This is a genomic window from Maribacter sp. MMG018, from assembly GCF_018100785.1.
GTDB lineage: Bacteria > Bacteroidota > Bacteroidia > Flavobacteriales > Flavobacteriaceae > Maribacter.
Genome location: NZ_JAGJEC010000008.1, coordinates 16,850 through 34,898, shown reverse-complemented (window position 1 = coordinate 34,898; position 18,049 = coordinate 16,850). Strand labels below are relative to the sequence as shown.

The 18,049-nt window shown below is 38.8% G+C and carries 19 protein-coding genes; 5 read left to right on the top strand and 14 right to left on the bottom strand.

The features are described from left to right. The 4 genes from J8L85_RS18040 to J8L85_RS17755 all read right to left on the bottom strand — a co-directional run. The coding region (locus J8L85_RS18040) for an Ig-like domain-containing protein (RefSeq protein ID WP_247656721.1) at positions 1–1,827 on the bottom strand (1,827 nt) is incomplete at its 3' end. A gap of 294 nt (positions 1,828–2,121) precedes the next feature. After that, complete coding sequence (locus tag J8L85_RS17765; protein WP_211019522.1) at positions 2,122–3,537, bottom strand: HD domain-containing protein; 1,416 nt, start codon at positions 3,535–3,537, stop codon at positions 2,122–2,124. 16 nt (positions 3,538–3,553) lie between these two features. Then, positions 3,554–4,123 (bottom strand): L-threonylcarbamoyladenylate synthase, encoded by a 570-nt coding sequence (locus tag J8L85_RS17760; protein WP_211019521.1) that lies wholly within the window; start codon positions 4,121–4,123, stop codon positions 3,554–3,556. A gap of 6 nt (positions 4,124–4,129) precedes the next feature. After that, on the bottom strand, positions 4,130–4,993 hold the full coding sequence (locus J8L85_RS17755) for an ATP-grasp fold amidoligase family protein (RefSeq protein ID WP_211019520.1): 864 nt from the start codon (positions 4,991–4,993) through the stop codon (positions 4,130–4,132). Between the two features lie 101 nt (positions 4,994–5,094). On the opposite strand from J8L85_RS17755, the gene J8L85_RS17750 reads away from it, so the two are divergent. Continuing rightward, the gene (locus J8L85_RS17750; protein ID WP_211019519.1) at positions 5,095–5,913 is read left to right on the top strand and encodes a glycosyltransferase family 2 protein; all 819 of its coding nucleotides are present in this window, start codon (positions 5,095–5,097) and stop codon (positions 5,911–5,913) included. On the opposite strand, the gene J8L85_RS17745 is transcribed toward J8L85_RS17750, so the two are convergent. Further along, positions 5,895–6,689 (bottom strand): glycosyltransferase family 2 protein, encoded by a 795-nt coding sequence (locus J8L85_RS17745; RefSeq protein WP_211019518.1) that lies wholly within the window; start codon positions 6,687–6,689, stop codon positions 5,895–5,897. The genes J8L85_RS17750 and J8L85_RS17745 overlap by 19 nt on opposite strands. 157 nt (positions 6,690–6,846) lie before the next feature. Beyond that, positions 6,847–7,959, bottom strand: coding sequence for a UDP-galactopyranose mutase (glf, locus tag J8L85_RS17740; protein WP_211019517.1), 1,113 nt, complete (start codon positions 7,957–7,959; stop codon positions 6,847–6,849). Between the two features lie 142 nt (positions 7,960–8,101). Here glf and J8L85_RS17735 point away from each other — a divergent pair, with 142 nt between their 5' ends. After that, the gene (locus tag J8L85_RS17735; protein WP_211019516.1) at positions 8,102–9,130 is read left to right on the top strand and encodes a beta-1,6-galactofuranosyltransferase; all 1,029 of its coding nucleotides are present in this window, start codon (positions 8,102–8,104) and stop codon (positions 9,128–9,130) included. A gap of 3 nt (positions 9,131–9,133) precedes the next feature. On the opposite strand, the gene J8L85_RS17730 is transcribed toward J8L85_RS17735, so the two are convergent. After that, positions 9,134–9,949, bottom strand: coding sequence for a 2,3,4,5-tetrahydropyridine-2,6-dicarboxylate N-succinyltransferase (locus J8L85_RS17730; protein ID WP_211019515.1), 816 nt, complete (start codon positions 9,947–9,949; stop codon positions 9,134–9,136). 101 nt (positions 9,950–10,050) lie between these two features. On the opposite strand from J8L85_RS17730, the gene ruvX reads away from it, so the two are divergent. From ruvX to J8L85_RS17715, 3 genes are all read left to right on the top strand, one after another. Next, positions 10,051–10,461, top strand: a complete 411-nt coding sequence (gene ruvX, locus J8L85_RS17725) for a Holliday junction resolvase RuvX (protein WP_211019514.1) — start codon at positions 10,051–10,053, stop codon at positions 10,459–10,461. Further along, positions 10,462–11,052, top strand: a complete 591-nt coding sequence (gene def, locus J8L85_RS17720; protein WP_211019513.1) for a peptide deformylase — start codon at positions 10,462–10,464, stop codon at positions 11,050–11,052. 62 nt (positions 11,053–11,114) lie between these two features. Beyond that, complete coding sequence (locus J8L85_RS17715) at positions 11,115–11,570, top strand: DUF5606 domain-containing protein (RefSeq protein WP_211019512.1); 456 nt, start codon at positions 11,115–11,117, stop codon at positions 11,568–11,570. Between the two features lie 74 nt (positions 11,571–11,644). On the opposite strand, the gene J8L85_RS17710 is transcribed toward J8L85_RS17715, so the two are convergent. From J8L85_RS17710 to J8L85_RS17680, 7 genes are all read right to left on the bottom strand, one after another. Then, positions 11,645–13,258 (bottom strand): beta-N-acetylhexosaminidase, encoded by a 1,614-nt coding sequence (locus J8L85_RS17710; RefSeq protein ID WP_211019511.1) that lies wholly within the window; start codon positions 13,256–13,258, stop codon positions 11,645–11,647. 9 nt (positions 13,259–13,267) lie between these two features. After that, on the bottom strand, positions 13,268–13,939 hold the full coding sequence (locus J8L85_RS17705) for a GDSL-type esterase/lipase family protein (protein ID WP_247656720.1): 672 nt from the start codon (positions 13,937–13,939) through the stop codon (positions 13,268–13,270). A gap of 87 nt (positions 13,940–14,026) precedes the next feature. Next, a complete protein-coding gene (locus J8L85_RS17700) occupies positions 14,027–14,890 on the bottom strand; it encodes an alpha/beta hydrolase (protein ID WP_211019510.1) in 864 nt (287 codons plus the stop codon). Between the two features lie 12 nt (positions 14,891–14,902). Beyond that, complete coding sequence (locus J8L85_RS17695; protein WP_211019509.1) at positions 14,903–15,625, bottom strand: MIP/aquaporin family protein; 723 nt, start codon at positions 15,623–15,625, stop codon at positions 14,903–14,905. A 55-nt stretch (positions 15,626–15,680) separates the two neighbouring features. Further along, positions 15,681–16,139: a DUF1569 domain-containing protein gene (locus J8L85_RS17690; RefSeq protein ID WP_211019508.1), complete on the bottom strand. Its 459-nt coding sequence runs from the start codon at positions 16,137–16,139 to the stop codon at positions 15,681–15,683. Between the two features lie 40 nt (positions 16,140–16,179). Beyond that, the gene (locus tag J8L85_RS17685) at positions 16,180–17,064 is read right to left on the bottom strand and encodes an SMP-30/gluconolactonase/LRE family protein (RefSeq protein ID WP_211019507.1); all 885 of its coding nucleotides are present in this window, start codon (positions 17,062–17,064) and stop codon (positions 16,180–16,182) included. A 63-nt stretch (positions 17,065–17,127) separates the two neighbouring features. After that, on the bottom strand, positions 17,128–17,958 hold the full coding sequence (locus tag J8L85_RS17680) for a sugar phosphate isomerase/epimerase (protein ID WP_211019506.1): 831 nt from the start codon (positions 17,956–17,958) through the stop codon (positions 17,128–17,130). Between the last annotated feature and the right edge of the window lie 91 nt (positions 17,959–18,049).

Sequence of the window (18,049 nt, the reverse complement as noted above, 5' to 3'; positions counted from 1 at the left end):
ACAGATCGTCAGGGTACCATCGCTTCCCGCATTGGGCTTGGCCTGTTCGGTGACTACCACCTGTGCCGTATCGTCCACGGTACAGGGTGCGGTGGCGGGTACGGTATAGATATAGGTGCCCGCCACTTCGGTAGGTGAGGACCATGTTCCAGTGGTATCCGGGTCACCGCCGAGTTGTGCAAAAAGTTGTGCCTCGGTGACTGTAGCCCCTTCACAAATTGTAAGGGCTCCATTGGAACCCGCATTGGGCGCCACCTGCACGGTCACCACAACCTGTGCCGTATCGTCCAAGGTACAGGGTGCGGTGGCGGGTACTGTATAGATGTAGGTGCCCGCCACTTCGGTAGGTGAGGACCATGTTCCTCCCGAGTCGTAAGTGCCCAGCTGTGCAAAAAGTTGGGCCTCGGTCACGGTCTCGCCTTCACATACTGTTATAGCTCCGTCTGTACCAGCGTTGGGAGCTTTCTGCTCCGTAATCGTCACGGTGGCATGTTGGGTATACCCTTTGCCGTCCCTTATTCCATAGACAAAACTATCCGAACCGGAATAACCGGCGGCGGAAGTATAACTGATGTAGTCATCGATAGGGTCTGTTGGTGTGCCATTGGTATCGACGGTGACCGATCCTGCACTAGGGGAGCTCACAATAAAGATACTTCCGGACGAAGGTCCATTTCCTCCAAAATCATCATTGGAGAGAACATCAATGTCAATAGTTCCTTCTTCGCAGACCGAAGCGGTATCGTCTGTGGTGGTCGGAAAATAACTTATGGTAGGGTCATTTTCGGTATTTCCATCGGTATCGATACCATCATCCGATAGGTCGCTTACATCGTCGGTTCCGTACGGGCTGTCGGCCAGCACACTTACTTGATTTATAACGCCTCCCACTTGCAGTACCGGATCGGTAAGGGAAAAGCTGGCGGAATAGGTTGCCGTTTCACCAGCTTCGAGGCTGCCTTCTGAAGAACCCTCAGAGGCACTGACGAAGGTAGGTACGCTTGTTAGGGTTAAAGGGTTTGTGTCTATATCGGAAAAAGTGTCCGTTAGACTTATATTGTCAAGGGTCGTATTTCCCGTATTCTCTAAGGTAATGGTGTAATCTACCGTGTTACCTGAGCTGACGGGGTCGCTAAAGTTTTCGACCACGGTTTTGGTCACTTCGATTTCGGGTTCGGCAATAATCAGGTCGGTAAGAACGAACTCTACTTCATCGACGACAGGAATTATCCCTAATAGGCTAAGTAATCCCCCCGTTACGTCCGTATTCATTTCAATGGAATGGGTGACTTTATTTACACGTAAACTGCCTCCACCTGTTCCGGTATCTTCTCCATTTCCACATTCACCTAGGGAACTGAATAGGAGTTTGCCATCGTCAATATTAAAAAGGGTCGATGTAACTTGGAAGATAGATCCGTTGGAACTTAGCTTCTCCCAAGTACCGTTGGTAAGGTTGAAATTTCCAGTGGCAGTACCATTTCCAAGAAAAGGAACGACGTCAAAAGTTCCTACCTTATCAACATGCAGAATGGGCTCTACTATATATACTGGATCGCCGGTTACGGCATCAAAAAAATAGAAACTAATGTTTCCAGAGGTAGATGAGCTGGCGGATATTTCCAAGGAAGGGCTTTCGAAGACATTCGGGTCGCTATAAGTAGCGGCACTGGTACAGCCCATAATTTCAGGACCGTCGATAGAAGCTCCACCCGAAACCCTGGCTTCGACACGTACCAAGCTATCATTGGTTACCGACTCCCAAACGGTAGATGATACCGATGTCCATGTGGTGGTCTGTTGTGAAAACAGTGATGATGTTGTCATGAATATCAAAAACATGACAAATAACTTGTTTTGTATGATTTTAGAGGTTAGTCTAGTCAATTGCGATAAAGTCATTCCTTGTGAATCCTTGAATTCGTTCAAATATTTGAATTAATTATTGCTTTTGGGTGAATACATGAGTAGGTTGTTGTAAAAGTAATCTTACAAATTTTACTTATAAATAAATTGTTGTAAATAGCAGGAAACCTATAGTAAATAGGGCATTATTTGTGGATAGTTATTTAATATAGGTAATGATATTGGGCGATTTTCAAGATTTTGTGTCGGAGAAAATTATTGAGGTACAAGCCCAAGAGATTTGCCCTTCATTATCATATACGCTTTGGCCGCAGTGTATTCATTAGGAATTTCACCTTCCAAAATAGCCTCTTTTATGGCTTCTTTTATGATTCCGATTTCTTTTGAAGGCTTTAGGTCAAATGTCTGCATAATCTCCTCCCCAGTTATAGGGGGTTGAAAATTACGTACCCGATCACGTTCTTCGACTTCTTCTATTTTTTCCCTGACAAGTTTAAAGTTGTTTTTATACCTGCGCTGCTTTTTTGGATTTTTTGTGGTGATATCTGCTTCGCATAAGGTCATCAAATCATCAACATGTTCTCCTGCATCGAAAATTAATCTTCTGACCGCAGAATCGGTAACGAATTCTTCTGCAAGTACAATAGGTCTAGAACTCATTAGAACCAATTTTTGTACATACTTCATTTTATCATTAAGAGGCATTCTTAATCTTTTAAAAAGTTTGTACACCATTTTGGAACCGACAAACTCATGACCGTGAAAAGTCCATCCTATTTTTTTATGAAAACGTTTTGTTGGGGCTTTGCCGATATCATGCAGCAGTGCTGCCCAACGAAGCCATAGATTGTCCGTTGCCAAAGAAATATTATCCACAACTTCCAAGGTGTGCCAAAAATTGTCTTTATGGCGTTGCCCCTCTATCTCTTCAATACCTTGCAGTGCGGTAAGTTCGGGTAAGATAATTTCTAAAAGTTCGGTTTTGTGAAGTAAAGAAAGTCCAATAGAAGGCTTTTTACAGCACATTATCTTATTGAGTTCGTCAACGATGCGTTCTTTTGATATTATCTTTATTCGGTCTTTATGAGCCGTAATCGCTTGTAAGGATTCTAATTGGATATCAAAATCGAGTTGGGTGGCGAACCTAATGGCCCGCATCATTCTTAATGGATCATCAGAATAAGTGATACCGGGCTCTAAGGGTGTTCGGATCAATTTGTTCTTTAAATCTTCTAAACCGTTAAAGGGATCCAATAATGTGCCCCAAGTTTTTTCATGTAAAGAAATAGCAAGGGCATTGATGGTAAAGTCCCTTCTTTTTTGGTCATCGTCCAAGGTACCATTTTCTACCACTGGTTTTCTACTGTCTCTATGGTAGCTTTCTTTTCTCGCTCCCACAAACTCAAGCTCTAAGTCTTCGTGTTTTATCATGGCGGTGCCAAAATTTTTGAATACCGAGACCTGTGGTTTGCCCGGTAGAAGTGAGGCAACTTTTTCGGCAAGTTCAATTCCACTGCCAACTGCTACGATATCTATATCTTTTGCAGTGCCCCTTTTAAGAATATAATCTCTGACAAAACCACCGATTACGTATGAATCTACGTTCAGTTCATCGGCAGATTGACCAATGATCTTAAAAATTTTGTTGTTTATAGCTTGTTTGTAGTCCATTAGATTTTCTCCACCATTATTCCCTAATCACCTTTACGAGTCCGTCGGTTCCCAATTTTATGATAGAGGACGGAACAGGCTGCTGATTTTCAGGCTGCAAATTTACCACATAGTCTACACCTGATAAAATGGCCTTGTCAATTTCTTTGAAACTAGTGGGCGTTTTGCGGCCGGCTATATTGGCAGAAGTTGAAACTATGGGTTTTTTAAATTTACCGATTAGATATTTACAAAACTTATCGGAAGCTACCCTTATTGCTATGGTATTGTCTTGGGCTATAAGGTTTTTGGCAAATCCTTTCGGGTTGTCATAAATAATTGTAGTCGGCTTTGTGGCTATATCCATAATATCATAGGCCAGCTCCGGAACATGTTCTACATGTTTTTCTAGCATAAAGTCGTTGGCGACCAAGCAAATCAATGCTTTGCTATCGGCTCGTTGTTTTAAGTCATATACTTTTTGTACCGCCATGGTATTGGTGGCATCGCACCCGATACCCCAAACCGTATCGGTAGGGTAGAGTATGAGTCCTCCATTTTCCAGAACTTCGATACATTTATTGATTTCTGTCTGCTCAGGTTTCATGTTGAACTATATTGAGGTGATATATTTTTGACCTTCTGGAATTTTGGGCAGTACAAAATAATCGCCTATTATTTTGTTATACTCTTCGGGTAAAAATCTTTTTCTTGCATCGGTAGGATAAAATGTCATTTCACCAAAAACGGTCTTTCCCTCTATAGAATACAGGTCTACCCTTACAAAGGGAAATTTTTCGGCGAGTTTTATGGCAACCTCTTTCATTTCGCCAAAGTTGGATGGTTTTTGCACCTCACCGGTGTAAAACGGATTTTGCTCTGTATAAAATTCCTGTTTGTTCCAATCCATATCATAATAACATCTGTAATTATTGATGCCTCTTTCTAAATCAATTTGTACAAACTTGGGTACACCATCAAAACAAAAAAACTTATAATCGTTGATGATGTCTTGCCCCATCTCCTCTAAATATTTTTCGACCAGAAGTAGGGGTTTTACATCTTTGTAGGCCCATTCCATACCTCCTCTGTAATACTGGTTTTTATTCATCCATTTTTTGAGTAAGTACTTAGATTTTAATAGATTGAGTTTTGACTTGTCTTTTACGATCAGGTTAAAATGAAAACCATGTACTCCCTTGATTACGAACTGGTTGGGCAACGAGTCAAAATCTATTTTCGAAACACTATCGTAGACACCAATGGTGTCGTTTAGTATATGGTTACCGACTTTTTTTTCTACATATGACTTTACGTGGTACTTATCTACCAATTGGTTTAAGATCTTTGGCCTGAAAAATACTTTGTACCACGAAATTTTTTCATTGAAATCTTTAGGGTTGTCATAATCAAGTTTATTGCCCGAATAATATTCGTAATAAATTTTGACATAAAGTTCTTGTGGTAAGAACTTCATTTTTTTGAGAAGGCCGTAAATTATCTTTTTCAATGTGGTTGCCATAAAAATTGTGAAGAAAGCAAAGATATACAATAAGACTTTTATATTTTTGTTCGACTATGGAGATTCCTAAAATATCTGTAATTGTTAGTACCTATAATTCGGAAGAATGGTTAAAGAAGGTACTTTGGGGGTTTAATTGCCAGACTTTTAAAAACTTTGAAGTTGTTATTGCGGACGACGGTTCTGGGCCAAAGACCAAAGAACTTATCGAAGAATACAGCAAAAAGGTATTTTATCCTATAGTTCATGTTTGGCAAGAGGACGATGGTTTTCAAAAATCGCGTATTCTTAACAAAGCGGTAGTTGCCTGTAATGCCTCGTATATAATTATGACCGATGGGGACTGTATTCCCCGAGAAGATTTTGTTCATGTACATTATTTGAACAAAGAAAAGGGGTATTTTATATCTGGAGGTTATTATATGTTGCCCATGAACATCTCTAAGCAAATTACCCTTGAAGATATTGAAAAACAGAGATGTTTTAATATTAATTGGTTAAAAGAAAAGGGCATACCGAAAACTTTTAAGAACAATAAATTGACGGCCCACGGGTTTTTGTCAAAATTTTTGAACTGGGTTACACCGACCAATGCAAGTTGGAACGGTCACAATTCATCTGGATGGAAAGCCGATATAATCAATGTCAACGGTTTTGACGAACGTATGCAATATGGTGGTCAGGACAGGGAGCTTGGTGAACGTCTGTTTAATTTCGGAATAAAGTCCAAACAATTAAGGTATAGTGCTGTTTGTGTGCATCTAGATCATAAAAGAGGATACAAGACCCCTGAGTCTATAGAAAGGAATTTAGGAATACGAAGGAAGACAAAACAAGAAAAGAGGGTGTGGACTTTTTATGGCATTACCAAATAGTAAGCTAATTTGTTTTTTAGTTCCAGTCTTTTTAGTTCTTTGAATCTTTCCAATACACCCAAGGCATTTAAATAGCAGATTATAAATCCTTTTTTACCGTCAAGGAAACCCAATCTTAAAAAATAGTGGTTAAAGAACTTCCAACCGGTCTTTATGTACATAGAGATATAGTTGAACTGTTTTTCCTTATAAAAACATTCGATAGCCTTTAATTGGCCATATTTAAGCATTTTAGATTTATAGTCTTCGTAGTTTTTGTAACAGTAATGTGTTAGTTTTGACTTTAAGATGCCAGATTTTCCATCAACATCCAATGTCTCATGAACTATTTTTCTATCTGAAAATTTAGCTTTACTTTTTCTAAAAAGTCTATAGTTTTTATCGGTTTGCCACCCACTATATTTTAGTTTTTCATTTTTGAACATGAACTGTCTATAGAACCAATAGGCGACTTCGTCCTTATTGGATGATATGGTGTCCTTAATTTCATTTTCCAATTCATTGGGTACCACTTCGTCGGCATCTAAGAAAAGTACCCAATCATTTGATGCCTGTTTCAGGGCAAAAGATTTTTGAGCCGTAAAATTTTCAAAAGGATTTTGAATAACCTTTACTTTCGGATGTTCTAAAAGATATTCGTACGTACCATCTGTACTAAAAGAATCTACGACAATAATTTCATCGGCAAAAGAAATAGAATCGATACATTTTTGTATGTATCCCATTTCATTGTAAGTAATGATAAGTGCTGTTAACGATTCTTTTTGTACGCTCATTTTATTGACTTTAATTAAATCAACTTGGTGGTTGACAAAGTTATAACAAAAAAGAAATCAAAAAATTGTAAAAAGAGGTATTTTTCTTACAAAATTTATTTTACGTTTCCTATATAATTTGTTTTTATTAAGATTATAAATAATAGAAAGGTTGCGTCTAATTTTCAAAAAGATTTTTAGTTTTTGTCAAGGCGGCCGCTATTACCTGATGCATGTCATAATACTTGTATTCGGCTAACCTGCCACCGAAAATTATAGAGTCTTTGCTAGCCTTCTTTTTGTATTCTAAATATATTTTATTGTTTCTGTCATCGTTAATAGGGTAATAGGGTTCCGATTCTGTAGAAGCTTCTAAAGGAAACTCTTTGGTGATGACCGTTTTTTTCTGTTGACCGAATTCGAAATGCTTATGTTCTAGAATTCTTGTGTATGGTATTTCGTTTTCTGTATAGTTGATTACGGCATTGCCTTGGTAATTATCCGTATCTAAAATTTGGTGGTCAAAACGTAGTCCTCGATACTGGAGCTTGCCAAACTCATAGTCGTAATATTCATCTATTTTTCCGGTAAAAACAATTTTGTGGGCTTTATCGTCAAGTGCTTTCTTGTGCTTAAAGTAGTTGATGCCGAGCTGAACATCGATACCTTCCAATAATGCTCCCGTTAACTCGTTATACCCTCCTATAGGTATGCCTTGATAACTATCGTTAAAATAGTTGTTATCGAACGTGAAGCGCAACGGTAATCTTTTTATAATAAATGCAGGTAGTTCGGTCGCTTTTCTTCCCCACTGTTTTTCCGTATAACCTTTGATCAATTTAAAATAGATGTCTTCGCCCACAAGAGATAAAGCTTGTTCCTCTAAATTTTCGGGCCTGGTTTTTTTGTATTTATTACTTTGTTTTTCAATAATCTCTTTTGCCTCCAAAGGCGTTTTTACTCCCCACAATTGGTAAAAGGTATTCATGTTAAAAGGTAGGTTGTACAATTTACCTTTATAATTTGCGACAGGGGAATTCGTGTATCTGTTAAAGGGGACGAAATCATTTACATAGTCCCAGATTCTCTTGTCGTTTGTATGAAATATGTGGGCGCCATAGGCATGTACGTTAATGTCTTCTATTTTTTTACAAAAAGTGTTGCCCCCAATATGTTCTCTTTTATCTATTACTAAACTAGTCTTTCCGTGTTTTTTAGCTTCGTGGGCAAAGACCGCACCGTATAATCCGGCACCGACAATAAGAAAATCATACTTTTTGTTTGCTGGCATAATTCAATATTTGTGGTGCCAAAGATACGGTTTGGAATATTTATTTTTGGAACCGCAATAATTATAAAATTAATATGGGAGTAATATGTTTGTGCTTCAAATATGCTAAAATTGCAATTCTTGAATCTTAGAAAGTCTTTAAATGAACTCTAATTATTATATATCTAGAAATTATAAATTCTCTAAAAATGCCGCATCCAAGCCAAAGATGGATTGTGAGATGGTTTTGGAAAAGAACGGTTTTAAAAATTTGGGTTTTAGACAAACCAATCACCCAAGTTCTGCCTTAGGGGCGATCATTAGTTTTTTTGGTATTACCAAGGGGCTGTTTTTATTGCCCCGAAAGTCGGTTTTTTGTATGCAATATCCACTGAGTAAGTTCTTCGGATATATTACGAATATCGTGGCCTTTAAAAAATGTAAGCTTATCATTATTATACATGATGTAAAGTTTTTGATGGGGAAGAACTCTAATCTCAAAAAAGAAATGGCCAAATTCAACAGGGCCGATTTTTTAATAGTTCATAATGAATCTATGAAAAAATGGTTTCAAGAAAACGGGTGTACTGCCCAGTTGGTGAGTTTAGAACTGTTCGACTATTTACATAAAAGTGAAAAGCATGCTACCTTGAATACCCCCTATGATGTGGTTTTTGCGGGTGGATTGGGAAAAGAGAAAAGCGAATTTTTGTACAGCGTAGACCAACTGAAGCCATCTAGTTACAAATTGAAGTTGTACGGAAACGGTTTTAATGTTTCAGATGCAGAAAGGTCAGATTCTATTTTAGATTACCAAGGCGTTTTTTCGCCCGATGAAGTCATCGATAAGATAGAAGGGTCTTTTGGGTTGGTCTGGAACGGGAATGCCCTTAATGAATGCTCGGGCGATTTCGGAAAATACCTACTATATAATAATCCGCACAAAACATCATTATATCTTTTGTGCGGATTACCGGTCATAGTCTGGAAAAAGGCCGCGATTGCCAAGTTCATAGAAAAGGAACGAATAGGTATTACCTTAAATTCTCTGAACGAGATGGACGAGGCCTTGGCGAACATTGATCACCAAACATACAATGCCATGGTAGATAGGGTCGAAAAGATAAAGTCGAAAGTATCCTCTGGCCACTACCTATCTGTGGCGATACAAAAAGTATTGGAAAAGATTTAAACCTTAAACCGCTACATCATATTCCCTTAGCGCATCGTTCAACGAAGTCTTTTTGTTAGTGCTTTCTTTTCTTGTTCCAATGATCAGTGCACAGGGTACCTGATATTCGCCTGCAGGAAATTTTTTGGTATAGCTACCCGGTATTACTACCGATCGCGCAGGTACCACACCTTTTCTTTCTACGGGTGAGTCTCCGGTAACATCAATTATTTTGGTAGATGCGGTAAGTACTACATTGGCTCCGAGTACGGCTTCTTTTTCGACCTTTACGCCTTCTACAACAATACATCTAGATCCGATAAAAGCATTGTCTTCGATGATAACGGGCGCCGCCTGTAATGGCTCCAATACCCCCCCGATACCAACACCACCACTTAAATGCACATTTTTTCCGATTTGGGCGCAACTACCGACGGTGGCCCAGGTGTCTACCATAGTGCCTTCGTCCACATAGGCTCCAATATTCACATAACTGGGCATTAATATGGTACCCGGAGATATGTAGGCCCCGTGTCTTGCGACCGCATTTGGTACTACACGTATTCCTTTTTCTTTATATCCTCTTTTTAAGGGCATTTTATCATGGTACTCAAAAATACCGGCTTCCAAGGTTTCCATTTTTTGGATAGGGAAATATAAGACTACCGCTTTCTTTACCCATTCATTTATTTGCCAACCATCTGCAGTAGGTTCTGCACAACGCAGCTTTCCTAAATCGATCAGGTCGATAACTTCTCTTATGCTTTTTTGGATAGCTTCATCTTTTAACAACTCTCTGTTCTCCCAAGCTTTCTCTATGGTATTTTTTAATTCTGTCATTTTTATAAAAAATTTTATCAAATATAAGTGGAAGTGCATGAATTCCCCATCCGTAAAACCACATATAACAAATTATACTTTATTTTTGCCAAAAATTAAGTTTGGGAAGGGTTCTTGCATTGGATTATGGACAAAAGCGGACGGGTATAGCCGTCACGGACGAGCTTCGTATAATAGCTTCTGGTTTGACTACGGTTCGTACAGAGGAGGTAATTTCTTTTTTGACCAAGTATCTACAAGAGGAAAATGTGGACGAGTTGGTCATAGGGGAGCCAAGACAAATGAACAATGAACCATCGGAATCGGAGGTTTTTATTGGTCCGTTTATTAAAAAACTAACAGAACATTTTCCGAATATCCCGATCAAACGCCAAGATGAACGATTTACCTCAAAGATGGCGTTTCAAAGTATGATCGATGGCGGACTAAAAAAGAAACAAAGAAAAAATAAGGCATTGGTAGACGAAATCAGTGCAACGATTATTTTACAGGATTATTTAAAGAATATATAGATGATATTACCGATAATAGCCTATGGAGACCCTGTTTTAAGGAAAGTAGGTAAAGATATAGATAAAGATTACCCCGATCTAAAGGGGCTTGTTGCCAACATGTGGGAGACCATGTACAATGCCAGTGGGGTAGGGTTGGCAGCACCTCAAGTAGGTCTGCCCATTCGCTTGTTCGTAATAGATGCATCCCCTTTTTCAGATGATGAGGATCTAACGGCAGAGGAACAAAAACAGCTGAAAGGTTTTAAACAGGTGTTTATAAATGCATATATAGAGGAGGAGTCCGGTGAAGAATGGGCGTTTAACGAAGGTTGCCTGAGTATACCCGATGTGCGTGAAGACGTAAATAGAAAGGATACCATTAAAATAACTTATTTTGATGAAAACTTTAAGAAGTATACAAAGACCTATGATGGTCTTTTGGCCAGGGTAATTCAGCATGAATACGATCATATAGAAGGTATTCTCTTTACCGATAAGTTATCTTCTTTAAAAAAGCGCTTGTTAAAAGGAAGATTGTCCAATATATCCAAGGGAAAAATAAGGGTAGATTACAGAATGCGGTTTCCCGAACAAAAAAAAGGACGTTAAATAGATTACATAATCAATAGAAAAATGTAATCTTTGTCCACTAAAAATTTTAAATAAAGCATATGGGATTGGAAAAAATATTGTCAGTTGCCGGAAAACCAGGTTTGTATAAGCTTATAACCCAAACCAGGACCGGTTTTGTAGCTGAGTCTTTATTGGATGGTAAAAAGATAAGCGTAGGTTTAAGAAGCAATGTCAGTGTACTTTCCGAGATTGCAATCTATACATTGGATGAAGAATTGCCTCTTAGAGAGGTATTCGTAAAAATTCAAGAAAAAGAGGACGGTAAAAAAACATCTATAAGCCATAAAGACGAAAAGATAAAATTAGAGGAATATTTCTTTGAAGTTTTACCGAACTACGATGAAGATAGGGTATATGCCAGTGATATAAAGAAGATTATTCAGTGGTACAATATATTGGTAGATAAGGGAATCACAGATTTCTCAAAGAAAGAAGAAGAGGCTGAGGAAACCAAAGAAGAGGTTAAATCGGAAGTGGAGGCCAAAGATAAATAGCACATAGATCTTATTACAAGATAAAAAAGCCCCGATGTACATCGGGGCTTTTTTATGCGCTTATAATTTTACGATCAGTCTTTTTCGATAGTTTTATAACTAAACCTGCTCTGCTTCCAATCTATTAAAGGCGATGGGTAGTATTTTACGTTCATTCTATCTAAGAAAGGAGCTTGCTCGGCAAGACGTATTTTATAATTGTCCCAATCCCTATTTTCAGAAGTACTCCAGCTTAGTTCGGAGTAACCTATAATTCTTGGGAAAGCCAAGTATTCCAACTCATCAATATTGCTAATGGTCTCTGACCATAAAGGAGCTTCGACACCAAGAATATTTTCCATAGGTATGCCATATTCTTCCGGGGTCCATTGATAGGCGGTATCCACGGGAATATAGGCGGCCCAATGTAAGCCCAGTTTAGATAGGCTATCATATTGCATATCTAAATATGCTTTTTTAGCAGGAGATAGTATCACTTTCATATTTTTCTCAACCGCTTTTCTTGCGTTTTCTTCACTGGCCCACCATTGCGATATGGATGTGGAGTCAATATCGGCGTTGGCTATTTCGTCCCAACCGATCATACGTTTGCCATATTTCTGTACGATTTTTTCGACTTTGTTTACAAAGTATATGTAATCATTTTTCTTTGTTACATGGCTTTCGTCACCCCCCATATGAAAATAAGGGCCAGGTGTCATTTCAGATATTTCCCGTACTACATCGTCAATAAAGGCATAGACAGTGTCTTTTCTGGTGTCAAAGGTGCTGAAGCCCACACGCATACCTTCGTAAAGTTTTGGGGTCTTTCCGTTTCCATTTAAAAAGGGATAAGAGACCGATGCGGCATTGGTATGGCCGGGCATATCTATTTCTGGTATAATGGTCATATATCTTTCTGCGGCATACCGTACTATTTCTTTGTAATCTTCTTGGGTATAGTACCCGCCACTTTCTCCACCTACTTCCGTACTTCCGCCTATTTCTGTAAGTCGTGGCCATGATTTTATTTCAATTCGCCATCCTTGGTCATCGGATAGGTGAAGGTGAAGTATGTTTATTTTATAATAGGACAATAGGTCTATATATTTTTTTACATCTTCTACGCTAAAAAAATGACGGGCAACATCCAACATAGATCCCCTATACGAAAAATTAGGGTTATCTATAATTTTGCCTGACGGTACGGGCCAAATTTTCTGTGCAGCCAAGGTGTCATTACTTTCATGGGGTACAAGTTGTCTTAAAGTCTGAATTCCCCTAAATGCACCTTCTGCCGTATTTGCATTCAGTATAATGGAATCTTGGTTGATATAAAGTTGATATGCCTCTGCACCGTCCAATTCTAAGCTATCCGATTGGTTTATGTAAATGATACGTTCTATCGTATTCGAGTTTTGTCCGTTTACAGGAATATCCAAGGCCGTTTTAGCCTTTAATTTATCGGCTAAAAAATGTGCGACTTCTTCAAAACCCGTAGCACTTTTTGGAGTGTAGATAGCCGTGAACTGATCTAACGCAAATGCCGAGTTGGTAGGTACCATCTTTAAAGGTTTTGGTATTAGGCTTGCCTTTGACAAATCTGTAGAAGGCATGGGAATACGTTTCTTTTGTTCTTCTTGGCACGATATGGCAATCAAACCAAGGGTGAAGAAAAAGGTGATTCTGATAATAACAGTTCTTATCATTTTATGGTTTTATGGGTTGTTTACAAAATCTTTTATGGCCATGTACCATAGGTCGTATCCCTTTTGGTTCATATGTAGGCCATCCGATATAAAAATATCGTTCTTTACTTTTTTTCCGTCCAACATGGGGGTCCAAACATCTACAAAGGCCAAAGATTCATCTTTTAGAGTTAACCGTCTTAGCTTTCTGTTCAGTTTTTTATATTTCCCTCTCAATTTCCATCTACTCAGGCTGGGTTTTGTGGAAAGCAATACGATTGTTACCGTAGGGTCGGTTTGTTTGATACGAGCAATAATTTGTTCTGTTGTCAATACAACCTCTTTGGGTTTTTTCTTCGCGAAGATATCATTGTCACCTTCATATATAAACACTTTTTTCGGATTGTACTTTAATACCAAATCATCTAAATAGTATAGCAGATCGGATGCTTGCGAACCACCAAAACCTGTATTTAAAATCTGATATTTAGGGAATAGGGCAGGGAGGTTTTTCCACATGCGTATAGAAGAACTTCCTGTAAATATTATAGTTTCTTTCGTGTTGTCCCAGATAGAGTCATATTTTTTGGACAATTCTTGTACTTCGTTAAAAAATGGAGCGGCCTCTTGTGCGCTTACCTTAATGGTGGTGGTAATAAAGAGCACGAGCAAGACCTTGATCAAATGTATTCTATTGTTCAATTTATGGATGTTTTTTAAAGTTTGAAATTATAGATAAACATGAGAATAATACAGGGTAAATCCTTAATTATATTTTATTATCCTTATCTATTCGACTGGTATTTCCAATTGGGACCATTCGTAGAAACGTTGGATCCAATTGTCGGAAGGTAGTCCTTGTTTTTTCATACCAAAACCATGACCTCCTTTAGAGTACATATGAAGACCGGCCGTTTTATTCGCCTTTAACCATGAGGTATATAGTTCTATGCTGCCGGCAGCGAGGCCCAATGGGTCGTCAGTAGCACAGATAACCAGCATTGGCGGGGCATCTTCAGGCGTTTTTTGTACAGGTAGGGCAGTAGTCCAAGGATAAACGGGAACAATAAAATCGGGTCTGTTCTTTTCGTTGTAATTGTACGCTACTCCCATGGTTACGGCTCCGCCGGCCGAGAAGCCCATAAAGCCTATTTTTTTAGGATCAAGGTGCCATTTAGAGGCGTGGGTACGAACATATTCGATAGCGGAAAGACCATCTTCAATAGAAAGAGGTAATACGGGTCTTATTCTTTCGGCAATGCGTTGTGGGTTTGTGGAGCCTTCTACGGTAATTTCTTTTACACCGTCTTCACCAGTGGGTACAAGTCTATATTTAAGCACAAATGCGGTGATTCCTTTCGTATTCAGCCATTTGGCAACATCGGTGCCCTCACTTTTTATACTTAGGGCATACAGGCCTCCCCCAGGGGCGATAATTACACTTTTTCCATTTGGTTTCTCAGGTGCAAAGACTTGCATTGTCGGTATGGATACGTTGGTAACAACTTCGTTTTGCCATATATCAGAAAAATATTCTTTTTCACCACCTTCCCATGTTACATTATTATTGGTCTCAACAGGCAGTTGAATTACGGTCTGGGCGAAAATAGAAGTGGTCATACAAAGAATAAAGCTTAATAATATAGTTTTCATAATTGTTGCGGATTAGTTTAAAAAGGTAAAAACAAAAGCGGCTAATAAAGCTCCTAGGACAGGGCCTATAATAGGAACCCAAGAATACTGCCAATCACTTTTTCCTTTGTTTTTTAAAGGCAAGACGGCGTGTAAGAGTCTTGGGCCAAAATCCCTTGCCGGATTAATAGCATAGCCCGTTGGACCTCCTAGTCCAAAGCCAATACCCATTACCAATAAAGCCACGGGTAGGGCATCTAATGATCCCAAAGAAATGATTTCGTCGCCCATTGCTCCCCCTGCAATATAAAAAACACCGAATACCAAGACAAAAGTTCCGATCAACTCGGATACCAAATTCCATCCAGGATTCCGCATGGCCGGCGCTGTACAGAAGGTAGCCAAAAGTGCCGCTTGGTCTTCTGTGGCGTCATATTGTTTCTTGTATGTTAGCCAAATTAATAGATTGCCCATCATTGCCCCTAAAATTTGAGCTATGACATAGCCCGGAACCATGGTCCATGAAAATTTACCGGCCGTTGCCAACCCAATCGATACAGCCGGGTTCAAATGGGCGCCACTGCCCTCCGCGGAAACAAAAACGCCTATAAAAACGGCAATTCCCCATGCTAGTGATATGCCTGTCCAGCCTGCATCGGCACCTTTTGTTCCTTTTAATACTACATTGGCAACAACTCCGTTTCCTATTAATATTAACAATGCTGTGCCAATGAATTCGAAAATGTAAGAGGTCATTTGTTTTTTTTGGTTTTAGCTGTTTAAGATAAAAAAATAAGAGGATTTTATAGTGTTAAACATCAAATTGCTGTAGGTGGTGGTCTAGGTGCTTAGAGAACAGAACGTTCCATTCCTTGTCGTTTAATTTACCAAAAGCGTGTGATTCTTTACCGTTAAAATACTCACTTCCCAACTGTTGCGTTTTTTGAATATGGGCAATAAGCCTATTGCGCTCACTTTCAAAATCCCTTTCATCGTTAATAATAAAAATAGGTGAGGTTCGACTATTCTTTTTATAGGGTTTTGGCCCAACTACGATATTTTTTGCGAATAGTTTTATCAAAAACTTCTGAAAACCCTTTGGCTTTTTGTGTTTGTCGGTATATACCAGTTCATACGAAACATTGCAGTGCGCCAACATTTGGGAAGCATTCATTTTGCCCCATTTAGGATTTTTTTCGGGAGTTAGCGAATTGATCCGTTCAATAGTTTCTTCGGATGCTGTTTTGTCGAATAGATTTTTCCAGGCCATAATATTAATTGTGATAGGGTTTTTATTGTTTTTTATGGAGCTACCTAACTCCGTTAACGGCCATTTTTAAGGTGTAAACAGCGTCCATTGCCGTAATGAACAATATGTCTTGCGATGGTCCTCCGAAAGTTACATTGGCGGTCCATTTTTCAGGTACCGGAATATGTTGGATCTTGTCTCCATTTTTATTGAAGATGGTTACTCCGTCCCCGGTTAGGTATACATTTCCTTGGTTGTCAATGGTCATACCATCGGATCCCATTTCGCAAAAAACTTTTCTGCCCGAAAGGCTGCCATCTTTTTGAATGGTGTATTGGTAGGTTTTTTTATCACCGATATCTGCTATGTACAACACCGTACCATCGGCGGAACCTATAATCCCGTTCGGATTTATAAAACTGTCGGTAACTATTTTTATTTCTTGGGTTTTAGGAATGTAGTAATAAACACGCCTTTCCTTTATTTGCTCTTTTGTATGTTTCCACCACGACCGTTCGTAATATGGATCTGTGATATAAATACCACCTTGGGCATCTATCCATAAATCGTTAGGCCCGCCCAATAATTTACCTTCATAAGAATCTATTAAGACGGTAACACTTTTTTCGGTATCTATTTTCCATAGCTCGTTTTTTTCGTCTGCGCAAGAAATTAGATTTCCTTGATGGTCAAAGTATAGACCATTTGAACGGCCGCTGGGTTTCATCCAATCGCTGACCTTATTGTCTTTATAATTCCACTTTACTATTCTGTCATTGGGTTGGTCCGTAAAATAAACATCCCCGTTTTTGTCAACTGCAGGTCCTTCGGTAAACTCAAAACTGTCTGCGACCAAAGTCAGTTTTGCCCCATCGGCAATAATATTTTGGGCAAAAATTGTGGTATGAACCATAAAAAAAGAAAGTAATGGTAAAAGAAATTTCATGAGGTCTTTAGTTGGTTAAAGAGTTGTACGTTGGTTTTCGATGATATTCAATAATAAGAAATACTATAATCGTTTTAAATATGCCATATTATGTTTCATACTTTCTAAAGGGGTACTGGCATATTCTTCCTGTTCTATTAATATGTGTTTCACCCCACTGGCTTTTTGGTTCTGCATCATAGTTTTAATGTCAAGAACTCCTTTCCCGAATTCGGTGCTTTCTTTCTTTTTCATGTCCATGTCTTTTAAATGCCAAAGAGGAAAGCGTCCAGGGTATTTTTTAAAATAATGTAAAGGGTCCTTGCCGGCGACCACTACCCAACCAAGATCCAGTTCCATATGCACAAGATCAGGTTCTGTATTGTCCATTAAAACATCATAAAGTACTTTTCCTTGGTCCGATTCAAATTCATATTCGTGGTTGTGGTAACCAAAGTGTATGCCGAGAGATTTACATGCCTCACCTGCATTGTTGAATTTTTCGGCGACTGCTTTATAGTTGTCAACGGTTTGTCCTTTTGAAGGCATCGATGAGCAAATAAGATATGCTTGGCCTGTCTCGGCTGCCTCGTCCATAGTGCGTTCAAAGTTCTTGTCCAAATGTACATGGCCGCTCACAAGTTTCATTCCTAGGTCTTCACATGCCTTTTTCATGTCTTTTGGGGATAGGCCATAGTAATGTCCCTTTGCACTTTTTGCGGATTCTATTTCCTTGATCCCTATAGCTGCGATCTGTTTTAAGGTACCCAAAGCATCTTTGGCCATGGCATCTCTGAAACTATATAGCTGCACCCCGAATTTTTGTTCCTCTATAGAAGGTATTTTAAATGAGGGCAGTAACATAGTACCTGCGGATAGCATACCGGACCTAATCAAAAAATCTCTTCTCTTCATATCATTGGTTTGTTGATTGAAATGCTGTTTAAAAAAATACAATTAACAGCAACTAGTTTGGTAAGTTACTAAATATAACGACACTTTCTGT